General features: G+C 64.3%; 9 protein-coding genes. 5 read left to right on the plus strand and 4 right to left on the minus strand.

Translation table 11 applies throughout. From position 1 onward, the window contains the following. Positions 1–15 precede the first annotated feature (15 nt). Positions 16–2,502, minus strand: coding sequence for an ATP-dependent helicase (locus J2857_RS06980; protein WP_210009316.1), 2,487 nt, complete (start codon positions 2,500–2,502; stop codon positions 16–18). Between the two features lie 277 nt (positions 2,503–2,779). Here J2857_RS06980 and J2857_RS06985 point away from each other — a divergent pair, with 277 nt between their 5' ends. Continuing rightward, the gene (locus J2857_RS06985; RefSeq protein ID WP_210009318.1) at positions 2,780–4,027 is read left to right on the plus strand and encodes an efflux RND transporter periplasmic adaptor subunit; all 1,248 of its coding nucleotides are present in this window, start codon (positions 2,780–2,782) and stop codon (positions 4,025–4,027) included. After that, positions 4,024–7,227, plus strand: a complete 3,204-nt coding sequence (locus J2857_RS06990) for an efflux RND transporter permease subunit (RefSeq protein ID WP_210009320.1) — start codon at positions 4,024–4,026, stop codon at positions 7,225–7,227. Before J2857_RS06985 ends, J2857_RS06990 begins: the two co-directional genes overlap by 4 nt. Positions 7,228–7,311: 84 nt before the next feature. On the opposite strand, the gene J2857_RS06995 is transcribed toward J2857_RS06990, so the two are convergent. Further along, complete coding sequence (locus J2857_RS06995; protein WP_210009322.1) at positions 7,312–8,148, minus strand: NAD(P)-dependent oxidoreductase; 837 nt, start codon at positions 8,146–8,148, stop codon at positions 7,312–7,314. A gap of 356 nt (positions 8,149–8,504) precedes the next feature. Here J2857_RS06995 and J2857_RS07000 point away from each other — a divergent pair, with 356 nt between their 5' ends. The 3 genes from J2857_RS07000 to J2857_RS07010 all read left to right on the plus strand — a co-directional run bounded on the left by J2857_RS07000 (position 8,505) and on the right by J2857_RS07010 (position 14,658). Next, positions 8,505–8,708: a hypothetical protein gene (locus tag J2857_RS07000; protein WP_210009324.1), complete on the plus strand. Its 204-nt coding sequence runs from the start codon at positions 8,505–8,507 to the stop codon at positions 8,706–8,708. Positions 8,709–9,458: 750 nt separating this feature from the next. Beyond that, a complete protein-coding gene (locus J2857_RS07005; RefSeq protein ID WP_210009326.1) occupies positions 9,459–10,874 on the plus strand; it encodes an FAD-binding oxidoreductase in 1,416 nt (471 codons plus the stop codon). A gap of 76 nt (positions 10,875–10,950) precedes the next feature. After that, entirely contained in the window at positions 10,951–14,658 is a 3,708-nt protein-coding gene (locus J2857_RS07010) for an AsmA family protein (RefSeq protein ID WP_210009328.1), read from the plus strand. A gap of 107 nt (positions 14,659–14,765) precedes the next feature. Here the strand turns inward: J2857_RS07010 and J2857_RS07015 are convergent, their stop codons facing one another. Both J2857_RS07015 and J2857_RS07020 read right to left on the minus strand, forming a co-directional pair. Beyond that, complete coding sequence (locus tag J2857_RS07015) at positions 14,766–14,975, minus strand: ribbon-helix-helix domain-containing protein (protein WP_210009330.1); 210 nt, start codon at positions 14,973–14,975, stop codon at positions 14,766–14,768. A 114-nt stretch (positions 14,976–15,089) separates the two neighbouring features. Then, the gene (locus J2857_RS07020; RefSeq protein WP_210009331.1) at positions 15,090–15,284 is read right to left on the minus strand and encodes a DUF4169 family protein; all 195 of its coding nucleotides are present in this window, start codon (positions 15,282–15,284) and stop codon (positions 15,090–15,092) included. Positions 15,285–15,286 lie beyond the last annotated feature (2 nt).

A 15,286-nucleotide genomic window follows, 5' to 3' on the forward strand; every position in this document is an offset into this window, starting at 1 on the left:
AGTTACCGCACTCACTCACACCCGCTCCACAAACCCTTCAAGCACCCGCTTCTCTCCGGCCCGGTCGAATTCGATGGTCAGCTTGTTCCCCTCGATCGCCGAGATATTGCCGTTCCCGAACTTGACGTGAAAGACCCTGTCCCCGACCGAGAATTGCGAAGGCGTATCCGCTACCGATTTGGCCACCAATTCGCCATCGATCGTCCGTGTCCGCGGGCCGCTTTCGCCGTAGCCGATGCGTTCCACGGCGTGGCCGGAGCGGGTGCCCCAGTTGTCGCGGGTGGCGTCGGTCTTGTTGGCCTGGGCGCGTTTCCAGCCGGGTGTGGAATAATTGTTGGCGAAGGGGTCGGCCTTGTCGAAGCGTGACTGGCCGTAGCCGCCGCGGCCGCCATAACCGCCGTAATTGCTGTCGGAGGCCGCGACATCCACATGGGCGGCTGGCAATTCTTCGAGGAAGCGCGACGGCATGGTCGACTGCCACAGGCCGTGGATGCGGCGGTTCGAGACGAACCAGATATGGCAGCGGTGTTTTGCGCGCGTCAGGCCGACATAGGCGAGGCGGCGTTCCTCCTCCAGCCCTGAGCGGCCGCCCTCGTCGAGCGCCCGCTGGTGCGGAAACAGGCCTTCCTCCCAGCCGGGCAGGAAAACAGTGTCGAATTCCAGGCCCTTGGCCGAATGCAGCGTCATGATCGAGACGGCATCGAGGTTTTCGTTGTTCTCGGCATCCATGACCAGCGACACATGTTCGAGGAAGCCGCGCATGCTCTCGAAGGCTTCCATCGAGCGCACCAGTTCCTTGAGGTTTTCCAAGCGGCCCGGCGCTTCGGCGGTTTTGTCGTTCTGCCACATCGCGGTGTAGCCGCTCTCGTCGAGTATCTGCTCGGCAAGCGTGGTATGTGGCGTATTCTCCAGCAAGTCCTGCCAGCGCCGGAAGTTCGTGACGACGTCGAACAGAGACTTGCGTGGAGATGGCTTGAGCTCGTCGGTCTCGATCAGGTCGGCCGCCGCCTGCAGCATCGGAATGTCGCGCTTGCGGGCATAGTCGTGCAGGTAGCGCACGGTCGTGTCGCCGAGGCCGCGTTTCGGGGTGTTGATGATCCGCTCGAAGGCGAGGTCGTCGGAGGGCTGGCAGACCATGCGGAAATAGGCCATCGCATCGCGAATCTCGAGCCGCTCGTAGAAGCGCGGGCCGCCGATGACGCGGTAGTTGAGGCCCAATGTCACGAACCGGTCTTCGAACTCGCGCATCTGGAAGGAGGCGCGCACCAGGATCGCCATGTCGTTGAGCGCGTGCTTGCCGCGCTGGAGGTTCTCGATCTCCTCGCCGACGGCGCGGGCTTCCTCTTCCGAATCCCAGGCGGCATGCACCACCACCTTCTCGTCGTCCGGGTCGGAGCGGTCGGTGAACAGCGTCTTGCCGAGCCGGCCCTCGTTATGGGCGATCAGGTGGCCGGCGGCGCCGAGGATGTGTTCGGTGGAGCGGTAGTTGCGCTCCAGCTTGATGACTTTCGCGCCCGGAAAATCCTTCTCGAAGCGCAGGATGTTGTCGACTTCCGCGCCGCGCCAGCCGTAGATCGACTGGTCGTCGTCACCAACGCAGCAGACGTTCTGAGGCACATCCTTCGGCCGCTGGGCGAGCAGCCGCAGCCACATGTATTGCGCCGTATTGGTGTCCTGGTACTCGTCGACAAGGATGTAGCGGAACTTGCCGTGATACTCCTTGAGCAGATCCGGGTTCTTGCGGAGGATGGCGATCGGGTGCAGCAGAAGGTCGCCGAAATCGCACGCGTTCAGGGTTCTGAGCCGCGCCTGGTAGGCGGCATAGAGTTCTCGGCCCTTGCCGTTGGCAAACGCTCGGGCATCACCCTCCGGGATGTCTGCGGGCAACAGGCCCTTGTTCTTCCAGGTGTCGATCATGCCGGCGAACTGCTTTGCCGGCCAGCGCTTGTCGTCCAGCCCCTCGGCCTGGATGAGCTGCTTGATCAGCCGCACCACGTCGTCGGTGTCGAGAATGGTGAAGTCGGAGCGAAGGCCCGCCAGTTCCGCATGGCGGCGCAGCAGTTTCACGCCGATCGAGTGGAAGGTGCCGAGCCAGGGCATGCCCTCGACCGCGCCGCCGACCAGAACGCCGACGCGTTCCTTCATCTCGCGCGCCGCCTTGTTGGTGAACGTGACGGCAAGGATCTGCGAAGGGTAGGCCCGGCCGGCTGCGAGGATGTGGGCGATGCGGGTTGTCAGCACGCGCGTCTTGCCCGTGCCCGCGCCCGCGAGCACGAGAACCGGGCCGTCGAGCGTCTCGACCGCTTCGCGCTGTTCCGGGTTGAGGCCAGCGAGATAGTCGGGCGCCCGGTGCTGGTCGCGGGCCGCCATGGCGCGCGCGGCGATGCCGAGGCCGCCATTGCCCGCAGCCTGCGGCGGGGCTGGCGACGTGGCTTTGCGCGGCGCCTGCGGGTGCTGCGGTTCTTCGTCGAAGAACGGAATGTCGTCGAAACTGTTCGTCATGCGGCCAATGTAGTGATTCGGACCTGAAAGACCAGAAAATGTTCTGCTTTCATTCCGACTGTTCACACAAGGCAAGGCCAAATTGTGAAGAGGCTGCCGGTTGCCCACTGCGAAAGCGGCGATTTTAGGAGTATATGTATGCCTCCGATCTAACATATGCGTGAAATTTCGTGAGGTTACATTTTTGTAAGGTTGCCGAACACCCATTGCGTGAGCACCCGCAAAAAAGGATACTCCCGGGCAATATGGCCTCTTGGTGCCGCCATCGGAGAATTGAATGCGGATTTGGAAACAGCTTCTGCTCTGTATCGTAGTCCTGGCCGGAGCGCTCGGCCTGTGGGTCTATCTGGTGCCGAGCGCCGGCGGAACCCTCACGAAGATGGGCGTTCCCGGTGAAGTGATCGCCGCCGTCATTCCGAAAACCGCAGCCCAGCCAGCACCCGCTCCAGCGGGTGGTGCGGCCGGCAATGCTGCGGCGCGTCCGCAGGGCGAGGGCGGGGCACAGGGAGCAGCCCAGAACGGCCAGCGCGGGGCAGGCGGCCAAGGCGGCGGACAGGGCGGCGGCAATCGCGCCACGCTCGTCGTCGCCCAGCCGGTCGCGACCGGCACCGTCAACGACCGCCTGTCGGCGATCGGCAGCGGCGAGGCGATCCAGTCGGTCGTCGTCATGCCGCAGGCTTCCGGTACCATCCACGAGATCATGGTGACGTCGGGCCAGAAGGTCACCAAGGGCCAGGTTCTCGCCCGCCTCGACGACGAAGAGCAGACGATCGAGCGCGACAAGGCGCGGGTGGCGCTGGCCAGCGCCCAGGAAAAATCCGCTTCATACAAGAACCTGCAGTCGTTCTCGCGCCTCGACGTTTTCGATGCGCAGATCGCCGAACAGGCCGCAAAGCTTGCGCTCTCCACCGCCGAACTCAATCTCCGGCGCCGCGATATCGTCGCGCCCATCGACGGCATTGCCGGCATCGTCGCGGTCAATATCGGCGACAACGTCACCACCCAGACCAATATCGTGACGCTCGACGACCGCTCGGCGATCCTCGTCGATTTCTGGGCGCCGGAGCGTTTTGCCGTCGCCATCGAACCGGGCCAGGCGGTCGAGGCGAGTTCGATCGCTCGTCCGGGCCAGGTCTTCTCCGGCAAGGTCGAAGCAATCGACAACCGCATCGATCCCGCCAGCCGCACGATGCGGATCCGCGCCCGGGTGGAAAATCCGGGCGACGTGCTGCGCGCCGGCATGGCCTTCAACGTCGGCATGCGTTTTGCCGGCGAAAGATATCCGGCGGTCGATCCGCTGGCTATCCAGTGGGACGGCGAAGGTTCGTATGTCTGGCAGGTCAGGGAGAACAAGTCGGTCAAGACCCGGGTGCGCGTCGTTCAGCGCAATCCCGATGCGGTCCTCGTGGGCGCCGAGCTCAAGGAGGGCGACAGGATCGTGACCGAAGGTTTGCAGCGTGTGAGGGAGGGGGCAGCGGTCCGGATTTTCGGGGCGCCGGAAACGGCTGAGGTGGCGCGCCAATGAAGACCGAACAGCCAGGCGTTGGCCATGACGACGAGGGCAAGGCGGAGGCGGAGAAATCCGCGCAGAGCTTTACCGCCCTCTTTGTCCGCCGGCCGATCCTTGCCGCAGTTCTGAACACGCTGATGGTCGTCGCGGGCCTTGCGGCGCTCGCCGGCGTCGAAGTGCGCGAACTTCCCGACGTCGACCAGCCGGTCATCACGGTGCGGACCAATTACGACGGTGCCTCGCCGCAGACGATGGACCAGGAAGTCACCCAGGTCATCGAAGGGGCTGTGGCCCGTGTCTCAGGCCTCAAGGCGCTGTCCTCGCAGTCACAGTTCGGCTCCAGCCGCGTGACGATGGAATTTTCCGACAGCGTCGACCTGTCGGAGGCCGCAAACGACGTGCGCGATGCGGTCGGCCGTGTCGTCAACCAGCTGCCGGACGATGCCGACGAACCGCGCATCGTCAAGGCGGACGCCGATTCCGACGCCATCATGCGGCTTGCGGTCACCTCGTCGAAACTGTCGATGGAAGACCTCACCCAGCTGGTCAACAACGAGGTCGTCGACCGGCTCGCCGCCGTCGAAGGTGTCGCAGACGTGGAACTTTACGGCGATCAGGACAAGGTGTTTCGCGTCGACGTCAACCAGGCCGCCCTGGCTGGCCGCGGCCTGACCGTCGCCGACGTCTCCAAGGCGCTGTCGAGCGCGGCGCTCGACGTTCCGGCCGGCTCGCTGAAGAGCACCACCCAGGATATCGTCGTTCGCGCCACCGCCAACCTCACCACGCCGCAGGATTTCGAAAACGTCCTGATCGGTCCGAATGTCCGCGTCCGCGATGTGGCGACCGTGGCACTCGGTCCGGATGACGGCACGACCGTGCTGCGCGCCAACGGCGTGCAGGGCGTCGGCCTCGGCATCATCCGCCAGGCGCAGTCGAACACGCTCAACATTTCGGAAGGCGTCAAGGCCGCCGTCGCCGAGATGCAGAAGACCCTGCCGGAAGGCACCCGCATCGCCGTCACCGGCGACGACGCGATCTTCATCCAGGGCGCGCTGCACGAGGTCGAGACCGCGCTGATGCTGTCGGCCGCGGTCGTCGTCGTGGTCATCTACCTCTTCCTACGCGACTGGCGCGCCACGCTGATCCCGGCGATCACCATGCCGGTGGCGCTGATCGGCACGCTGGTGGCGATCTACCTCGTCGGTTTCTCGATCAACATCCTGACGCTGCTCGCCATCGTGCTCGCGACCGGTCTCGTGGTCGACGACGCGATCGTCGTGCTCGAAAACATCGTCCGGCGCCGAGCGGAAGGCATGGGTCCGCGCGCCGCCGCCGTGCTCGGCACCCAGGAAGTGTTCTTCGCCGTCATCGCGACCACCGCGACGCTCGCGGCCGTCTTCATTCCACTGTCCTTCCTGCCCGGCCAGATCGGCGGCCTGTTCAAGGAATTCGGCTTCGTGCTCGCCTTCTCGGTGGCCCTGTCGTCGGTCACCGCCCTGACGCTCTGCCCGATGCTCGCGTCGCGCATGCTGACCAAGCCGATGAAGGAAGACCACGGCCTGCTCGGCGCCTTCGGCAACGGGTTCGCCAAGGTCTATGCGTCGGCGCTGCGGTTCTGCCTCAATGCGCCGCTGGTCGTCATCGTCGTGTCTGTGGTCTTCTCGGTTGCCGCCTACAATGTCTTTGGACTGGTCAAGAGCGAGCTGACGCCGCGCGAAGACCGCGCCACGATCATGCTTCGCGTCACGAGCCCGCAGGGCGTCAGCCTCGATTACACCCGCGACCAGATGCAGCGTCTCGAAGAGAACCTGAAGCCGCTGCGCGATTCCGGCGAGATCACCAATGTCTTCTCGATCTCGGGTTTCGGAGCCAACACCAACAGCGGCTTCATGGTTCTGACGCTGGCGCCCTGGGACGAGCGCACCCGCAGCCAAGACCAGATCGCCGCCGACGTCAATGCGGCAGCGCTGAGGGTTCCGGCCCTGCGCGGCTTCACCATGCAGGCCAACAGCCTGAAGATCCGCGGCGCCGGCAACGGCCTGCAGATGGCCCTGGTCGGCAACGACTACGACGTTCTGACCTCGACGGCCCAGAAGCTCGTGTCGCATATGGAAAGCCAGGGAGCCCGGTTCTTCGATACGCCGCGTCTCACCAACGAGCCGACCCAGGCGCAGCTTTCTGTCGCAATCGACCGCGAGCGGGCCTCCGACCTCGGCATCGACATTACCGGCCTGTCGACCGCTATGCAGTCGCTGCTCGAGGGCCGCTCGGTCGTCGACGTCTTCGTCAATGGCGATGCGCTGCCCGTCAAGCTCACCTCGACCACCCGTCCGATCGACGACCCGACCGATCTCGAAAACATCTTCCTCAAGACCGGTGACGGCAAGATCGTGCCGATGTCGACGATCGCTACCTTGAAGGAAGGCGCGGTGGCGCCGCAGCTCAACCGCGAGGAACAGCTCGCATCTGTCTCGATCTCGTCGAACCTGCGCGACGGCGTGGCGCTCGGAGATGCGGTCAGGGAAGTCTCCGCGATCGCCCAGCCGTTGCTGCCGGCGGGCGTCCGGCTGGTGCCGATGGCGGAGGCCAAGACGCTCGGCGAAAATTCCAACGCCATGCTGATGACCTTCGGTTTTGCGATCGCGATCATCTTCCTGGTTCTGGCGGCGCAGTTCGAAAGCGTGCTGTCGTCGATCATCATCATGTCGACCGTGCCGCTTGGTCTTGCCTGCGCCGCCATCGCGCTGGTGCTGACCGGATCGAGCCTCAACGTCTACAGCCAGATCGGCCTCGTGCTGCTCGTCGGCGTCATGGCCAAGAACGGCATCCTGATCGTCGAATTCGCCAATCAGCTCCGGGACCGCGGGGCGAGCGTACGCGAGGCGATCGAAACCGCTTGTGCGCTTCGTCTGCGGCCGGTGATGATGACGATGATCGCCACCGTCATCGGCGGCGTGCCGCTGCTGCTTGCCCAGGGCGCCGGTGCGGAAGCCCGTATCGCGCTCGGCTGGGTCATCGTCGGCGGGCTCGGCTTTGCGGTCATCGTGACGCTGTTCATCACCCCGGTCGCCTATCTTCTGATCGCCGGTTTCGCCAGGCCGCATATGCACGAGGAAGCGCGGTTCCATCAGGAACTGGCGCATGCCACGCGCCGCAGGCAAGAGAAGCAGGACAACGAGAAGGAAAAAGAGGAACAGTTGCTCGCCGCCGAATGAGCCTGTTCGCAAGCGCCGGCGCAAGCCGTCGCTTCCCTTTGCACCGGAGCCGATCCCGGGGAGTGCGGAAAGGGCCTGTCTGCACTACCGGCCGAGCAGCCCGTTCAACTGGCCAGAAAGCTCGCCGCCACTCGCCCGATCATCGGCCATCTTCTGAAACAATCCGGCCATTCCCTTGAAGATCAGCGAGGCCGGATCGTCTTCGCCAAGGAATGCGGCGATCTCTTCCATTTCCGCTACCCAGCGATAGGCTTTCGCATACATGTCTGGAATGGCGCTTGAGAGTTTCCGGTCGAGGTCGGGGTTGCTTTCGGCCATCTCCCGCCTGAGGCTCTGGTCGGCACCCGATCCGATCGCGGCGAGAAGCATGGCGGTGCCAAGGCCGGTGACGCCCTTGTTGATGCCGGCATAACACATCTTCAGCGCCGAGGCCGCCCCGACCGCGCCTTCGATGCGGCGGACGTGAAGCCCGTGCGGGGCGAGAACGGCGCTTCTGTCCGCCCCATCACCACTGATATAAAGTTTTGGCCCGGCTTTTCCCGGCTGCGGCGGCAGGCCGATGATAGAGCCGTCCAGCACGTTCGCCTGGCCGGGCCTGAAAGCCGCTGCAACCTGGCGCATCGTGTCGGGCGAGATCGCGTTGCAATCGATGAATGTCATCGGGGTCCGGCGCTCTGTGATGGCCGCGGATAGAAGCTCGGCGACGCCGATCGCTTCGGCGGGCGGGACGATCGACAGAACGATCTCCGCCCCGACGATGTCTTCGAGCGGGGCGGGCTCCATTCCTGCGGCTCTGGCCCGGTCGTGGCTCTCGGGCGAGCGGCCGTCCAGATAGGTCAGCACCTTGGCGCCGCCGTCCGCCAACTGCCGGCCGATCCCGCTCCCCATCGCACCCGCGCCGATGATTGCAATTGTCGCCATCGTTGATCTCCTGAAACTTGAAAAGGGCAGGACCTGATCTAGAGCATCGATCGGTGACTTGCAGGTGAACTATTTTGCGCCGAGGAAAAAAGATCTGCCCGTGGTGCCGGAATCAGGGGACTCCTGCTTCCACCTCGGTCAACGACTACTTCGGCGATTCGCGTCCGGCTCGTGGAAGCCATGCCGGGGTGGAGCTGAAGGACTTACCGACGCGGGAGGCTCGCCACAGATATCTCCTTGTGGTGGTCGCTTTCGAGGGTTCTTGTGTCCATGACGTTCGCGATCGGCGCCTGTTAAACTTGCGGCAACCTTGTGCATGGCATGGCAATGTTGCCACGCAGCAGAAGGAGAGACGTATGGCGCTGATCGGCTTCAAGAATACCCATAACCAGCCCGTATACATCAATCCTGCACAGGTGCTTTACGTCACGACTTTCGAAGAGGAAGTCACGATCGTCGCGCTTGCGCTCGCCAGCACCGGCGGCAAGCCCACGGCTGTCTATGTCCGTGGCAATGTCGATCAGGTACAGCAGAGGCTGAGCGTGGCCATAGCGGGCTAGGTTCCGGCCTCAGGTTTCTCGTCCGGCATCCTCATTTCGGGTTCGTCGGGAAGCACTGTCGCGGGGATGTCCCAAGCTTTACCCGCCTGTGGGCTCAACGACTTAGTTTAATTTTTCATCCCTCTCACCCCCGCCTTCCCAACCCGTGCCTACAATCCTCCCGTTTCGTCACGGATACACCGGCAGGCGTGCCGGCGAGGCGGGACCGGCGCCGGGTGGGCAGGAAACGACGTAAGTCCTTCCCTTCGGGGTTCGCGGAAAATGGTCTCCCTCCGGCGGCGTGGGACGGGTGAGAAGCTGTCGGACCGACTTCTCGTTTCGTTTTCCATCATGGAGCGCCGGGCGTGCCTGTGAGGCACACAGGGTGATCGGGGCCGCGCCGGGCGGCGTCCGAGGGTTTTTCAAAACCCGGATTGTGTGGCGCAGGTGGAAGACGATGCCGGGCGGCGGTCATGGCTGCGGTATCATGGTCTGAGAGCGTGCATGACGCCCTCTCCGGAGGGGCACGCAACCGTTCTCACAACCCCCGTCATCGCAGAGGGACCGCAGTCGCGGGCATAAACCGCCGAACGGGGGCTGAGAGGTGTCACCTGTTACCTATCTTACGAGGCAGCTTTCAGCGCCCGTCCGACACCGAAAATCGAAATCGCCAAGGTCCGACTCCGCCCGGTCGATCCACCGTTGTTCCGTCTGGACAAAGCCTCACCCGTCGCCTAACCAATCCCTTGAAAAGACACGAGGAGAGTGATCATGGCGGTCAAGGACGTGAAGGCGGGCCTTCGCAACGAGGAGGGCATCTCGACGGTCCTCGGCATCCTCAAGCAGTCCTTCGGCGAACGTTTTCAGACCGGCCAGTCGTTTCGCGAGCAGCATGCGCACACGACGACCTATCTGCCGGCGCAATTGCCGGATGGCGTCGTCTTCGTGGAAAGTGCCGATGACGTCAAAGCCGTGGTCAAGGCCTGCGCCGAGCACCGCGTGCCGGTTGTGCCCTTTGGCGTCGGCTCCTCGCTTGAAGGCCAGGTGAATGCGCCGTCCGGCGGAATCTCGATCGATTTCAGCCGCATGAACAAGGTGCTTCGCGTCAGCCCGGCCGATCTCGACGTGACCGTGGAGCCCGGCATCACCCGCGAGGAACTGAACCGCGAGCTTCGCGACACCGGCCTGTTCTTCCCGATCGATCCCGGTGCCAATGCCTCGATCGGCGGCATGACCGCCACGCGCGCATCCGGCACCAATGCGGTGCGCTACGGCACGATGAAGGACAATGTCCTGTCGCTCACGGTCGTCACCGCCGACGGCGAGGAAATCCGCACCGCGCAGCGGGCCCGGAAGTCCTCGGCCGGCTACGACCTGACCCGTCTCTTCGTCGGTTCGGAAGGCACGCTCGGCGTCATCACTTCGGTGACGCTGAGGCTGCAGGGTATTCCGGAGAAGATCGGCGGCGGCGTGTGCGCCTTTCCGAGCGTCAAGGCGGCCTGCGACGCCGTCATCATGACCATCCAGATGGGCATACCGGTCGCCCGCATCGAACTGCTGGACGACGTGCAGATGCGCGCCTGCAACGCCTATTCGAAACTCTCCTATCCGGAAAAACCGACGCTCTTCCTGGAATTCCACGGCACCGAGGAGACGGTGGCGCTGCAGTCGGCGCAGTTCGCCGAGATCGCCGCGGACTGTGGCGGCGACGAATTTCTCTGGACGGCCAATGCCGAGGAGCGGGCAAAGCTGTGGCACGCCCGGCACAATGCCTATTGGGCGAGCCGGGCGCTGGCGCCGGAACTCGACGGGCTGTCGACCGACGTCTGCGTGCCGATCTCGCGTCTTGCCGAATGTGTCGCCGAGACGCAAGACGATATCGCCGAGCGGGGGTTGCTCGCCCCGATCGTCGGCCATGCGGGCGACGGCAATTTCCACGTCCTGGTGCTGTTCGACGGCAAGGACCCGGCCTCGGTCGACAAGGTCGAGGCGTTCATCGCCCGCCTCAATCACCGGGCGCTGTCCATGGACGGAACCTGTACCGGCGAGCATGGCATCGGCCAGGGCAAGATGTCGTTCCTTGAGGAGGAACTGGGCGGCGCCGTCGACCTGATGCGGACCATCAAACAGGGCCTCGATCCGGATAATATCTTCAATCCGGGCAAGATCTTCAGGATTGCCGAATGAGATGCTCCCGCAAGCTTGACTTGCCTGTGAACCCGATGGAACTAGTCTCTTAGGCAAGATCAGGGAGACGGATACCGTGCTCGGACGCATCCTGTTGGCATTCGGCGGATTGGTGGTGGTGGCGCTGTTCACAGCACTGCTCGCGCCTTTCTTCGTCGACTGGTCGAGCCTGCGCGTCGGCTTCGAGGAACAGGCGAGCCGCATCCTCGGCAAGAAGGTCACCGTCCACGGCAACGTCGATGCGCGTATACTGCCGTTTCCCTCAGTCACCCTGCATGACGTACGGGTGGGGGCCGATACGGATGGCGAGCCGCTGGTGCAGGTAGCCCGGTTTTCGATGGACATGGAGCTTGCGCCCTTCCTCTCGGGCGAGGCGCGCATTTTCGACATGCGCATCGAGGAGCCGAAGGCTCGGGTCCGGTTATTGAAGGATGGCTCGCTCGACTGGATGCGCGGCAGCCGTGCTTCGATCCCGGCCCGCACCGTGGTCATCGAGGACGTGCATATCACCGGCGGCGAGATCAGCCTGATCGATGAACAGTCCGGCCGGTCGCGGCAGATTACCGGCCTCGCGGGCGATTTTTCGGCAGGTTCGCTGCGCGGTCCGTGGCGCGGTGAAGGCAATGCGACGCTCGACGGTTATGAGACGCGGTTCAACCTGGCGAGCGGCACCGCGGATGCCGAGGGCAAGCGTATGCCGTTGCGCCTCAGGCTCTGGCCCGATGCGCAGCCCGTCGAGGTCAATCTCGACGGCGAGCTCACCGTTGCCGACAACAAGCCTGCCTACAACGGCAACTTCACCCTCGACTTCCTCGAGGAGGAAGACGAGACCGAGCCGGTGACGCCGCCGCCGCCCGGGCCGCGCCTCAAGGGCGGTTTCGAGGTTACCAACGAACGTATTCGCGTGCCCCAATACCGGCTGGAAGTCGGGGCGACCGACAACCCTTACGTGGTGACCGGCGAGGCGACGCTCGATACCGGCGGGAAGCCTGAATTCCTGCTGACCGCCGACGGCCAGCAGATCGATGTCAACCGGCTGGGCGAGGGGGCACGGGCCAAGACCGGCCGCGATGCCGCCGCATCTGCACAGCGCCGCATCAACAATTTCATCCGGCTCGCAGCATCGATCCCGATTCCGCAGGTGCCTGGCCGCGCGAGCCTCCGGCTGCCGGCGATCGTCGCCAACGACACGACCATACGCGATATCAGGCTCGACATCCGGCCTGCCGGGCGCGGCTGGACGGTAGACAACGTGGTGGCCACCCTGCCGGGCCGCACGCAGCTGGAGGCCAAGGGCAGCCTCGTGCTGCGCGACCGGACGTCCTTCGTCGGGGACATGCTGGTCGCCTCCAGCCAACCATCCGGACTTTCCGACTGGCTTTCGGGCCGGGTGGCGCCTGAATTGCGCCAGCTCCGCTCCGCCGGCTTTTCGGCAAAGGTCAACCTGACGCCGGACCTGCAGCGGTTCGACAACCTCGAACTGGCGGTCGGTCCGGCGACGCTCAAGGGCCGTCTCGAACGCCAGTCCACCCAGGGGCAGGTGCCCAATCTTTCGATGAGCCTTGCCGGCAACGAGATCGATATCGACGCCATGCGGGCGCTTGCCTCGTTGTTGACCGGCGACGACGCCGGGCAGGACGTGCTCGACCATCGGGTGGCCGCGACGCTGAAGGCCGACCGGTTCACCGCCTTGGGGGTAGCCGCCAACAATGTCGACACCGCCTTCACCCTGGCCGGCGGCGCATTGTCGCTGGAGCGCCTGACGATCGGCAATATCGAAGGTGCCACGGTTTCGGCGCGAGGTCGCATCGAAGGATCGCTGCTTGCCTATTCGGGCAACGGCAGCGTCACCTTGCGTTCCGCCGATCCGACGGCTTTTCTGACCATGCTGCGCGATCGGCTGCCTCCACATCCGGCTCTGGCCCGGCTTGCGGCAAACGGCACCTGGTTCGCCAATACGGATCTCGGCGCCAGCCTGACCGTCGGCGGGAGCCTGAACGGGGTTGAGGTCGTCGTCAAAGGCAAGACGAACGGCAGCGCGCTCAACGCCAACCTGAAGCTGCCCGGTCTCTTCGACCTGACAAGCGGCACCGACATGACGCTCGTCGCCTCGCTCGACAATACCGATCCGATGGTTCTCCTGGGGCAGGCGGGCCTCGATCCCCTGCCTTTCAAGGGGGATGGCGCGGGCGAACTCCTGCTCAACGTCCATCAGGGTCCGGATGCCGCGGCACAGACTAGGCTGACGTTCACGACCGAAAAGACCTCGTTGGACCTTAACGGCGATATCCGGATCGGCAGCGAGGGCTTTGGCGAGGGAAGCGGTCACGTCACGCTGCGGAGCGCCGACCTTGAGCCTTATCTGCTGATGAACGGCATCGGCCTGCCGCAGTTCGGGACGGGCCTGCCGGTCACGCTCGACGCCGATATCAGCATGACCCCTCAGGCCGTGAAGATTGCGGCGCTGAAAGGTGCGGCAGACGGCAATGCGATCAGCGGCGACATCGCCATTGACCGCAAGGCTCCGGGCATGCCGGCCACTGGTTCGATCAGCGTCGATAGCCTCGATCTTGCCTGGCTCGGGGAGGCGATCTACGGGCCAGTCAGCGACCCGCAGAGCGCGGCGTTTTCCTCCAGGCCCTTCGCCCGGCCGATCTTTTCCGGCGCGGATGTCGCTCTCGACGTCAAGGCGCGAAGGTTCGATGCCGGCATGTTCGGCAATATCGATAATTTTGCGGCCAAGGTCATCCATCGCAGCGGCGGCATCACCATCGAGAACGGTGCAGGCGACTGGCAGGGCGGCCGGCTTGCCGGCCGGCTGCTGATGTCGAACGGTGACGGGACCGGACTTCTGCAGGCCCGGCTCTCGGCTGAAAACGCCGATCTTGCGCCGCTCGTCTGGAAGGCTGGCGGCAAGCCGGTCGCCAGCGGCAAGCTGGATTTCAACATGTCCGCCGAATCGACCGGCAAGACCTTGGCCGAACTCCTCGGTGCAACCAGCGGCTCGGCCGAATTGCGGTTGAAGGGCCTGACCGTCGCCGGCATCAATCCCGATGCGATGAAGCCCTTGATGGCCGGGGTCGACAAGCTCGGGGGCGAGGTGACGGAGGCGCGGGTCCGGCCGATCGTGGCCGGCCTGCTGCATCAGGGAAATTCAGCGATCGGCAACGTGACCATTCCCGTGACAATCACGGCAGGCGAAGCGCGGGCGCAAAATATCACGGCCGCCGTCGGCGCGGCGAAACTGTCGGGCGAGGGGCGATTCGACCTTCTGGATGACAGTGTGAACGCAAATCTGGCGGTCACCTACGATGCCGGCGAGGAAGCGCTGGCCGGCGGCGATCCCACCATCCGGCTCGAATATTCGGGGGATCTCGCAGCGCCCACCAAACGGATCGATATCGCGGCGATGACGAATTTCCTGTCGCAGCGGGCCTTCGAGCAGCAGCGGCGGCGTGTCGAGACGCTCCAGGCGAGCGTGCTCGAAAAGCAGCGGCTTCGCCGCGAGGTGGCGCTCTATAACTTTCAGGCGATCGAGCGGCAGGCGGCCCGCGACAGGGCGGCGGCCGAAGAGCGAGCCCGCCAGCAGGCAGCCGAGGCTGAACGCCAGCGGCAGGCGGTGGAAGCGGCAGCGCGCGCGGCGGAAGAGGTGCGTCAACGCCAGATCAGCCAGCCGCCGCAGCTCATCGTTCCGCCGACCGACGGCGCGATCCGACAGAACTTTCCGAGCCTTCCGCCCGCCGGCATGTCCAATATGCCAAGCCTGCCAGGGGTGCAGCAGTAGCTTCTCCGACGAGTTCGGGTCGGCCTTTGTAGCCGACTGTGCGTTTGCGTCGGGTTCGCTTGTTTGGCAAGAATTCCGCCTCGATATTGGCGGTGCCCGTTTCCGTTCTATGAGGACTTGAGCCACGTCAGGACATGGACGCGCAACGCCGACGAGAGATTGCTGTCGGCACTTCTTTGATCGTCGATCTCGGCGATCAGGGTTGCCAGACTGATATCGCGTTTTGCGGCGATTGCCTTCAACTCCACCCAGAACTCGTCCTCGAGGGAAAAACTGGTGCGATGACCGTGAAGGGTCGCGGAATGTTTGCGGATCACGAGACTCTCCGGACCTTCGGAACAAGCTCGCTTATTCAGACTGTGGTACTTCCGGCGTCAAGCCGATCGGCTAAAGCGTGGTTAGCGGACCGTTAATATGCACCGGAGGGAAACTTAGTCGTCCTTTCCGGGCTTTTCCAGGCGGCTCTGGTCGAGCTCCTTCTCAGCCTTGTCGTTGCGTGCCTTGGTCAGGGATTTTTCGACCTTGGTACGGCCGAAGGTGAGGCGGTTCTGTTCCGCCTCCTTTTCCTTTTCGAGCCGTTCCCTGGCTTTGCGGAACTGGCGGAGATTGACGATTTCGGCGCTCATGG

This window comes from Neorhizobium galegae (assembly GCF_017877055.1).
In the GTDB taxonomy this organism is placed as follows: Bacteria; Pseudomonadota; Alphaproteobacteria; order Rhizobiales; family Rhizobiaceae; genus Neorhizobium; species Neorhizobium galegae_D.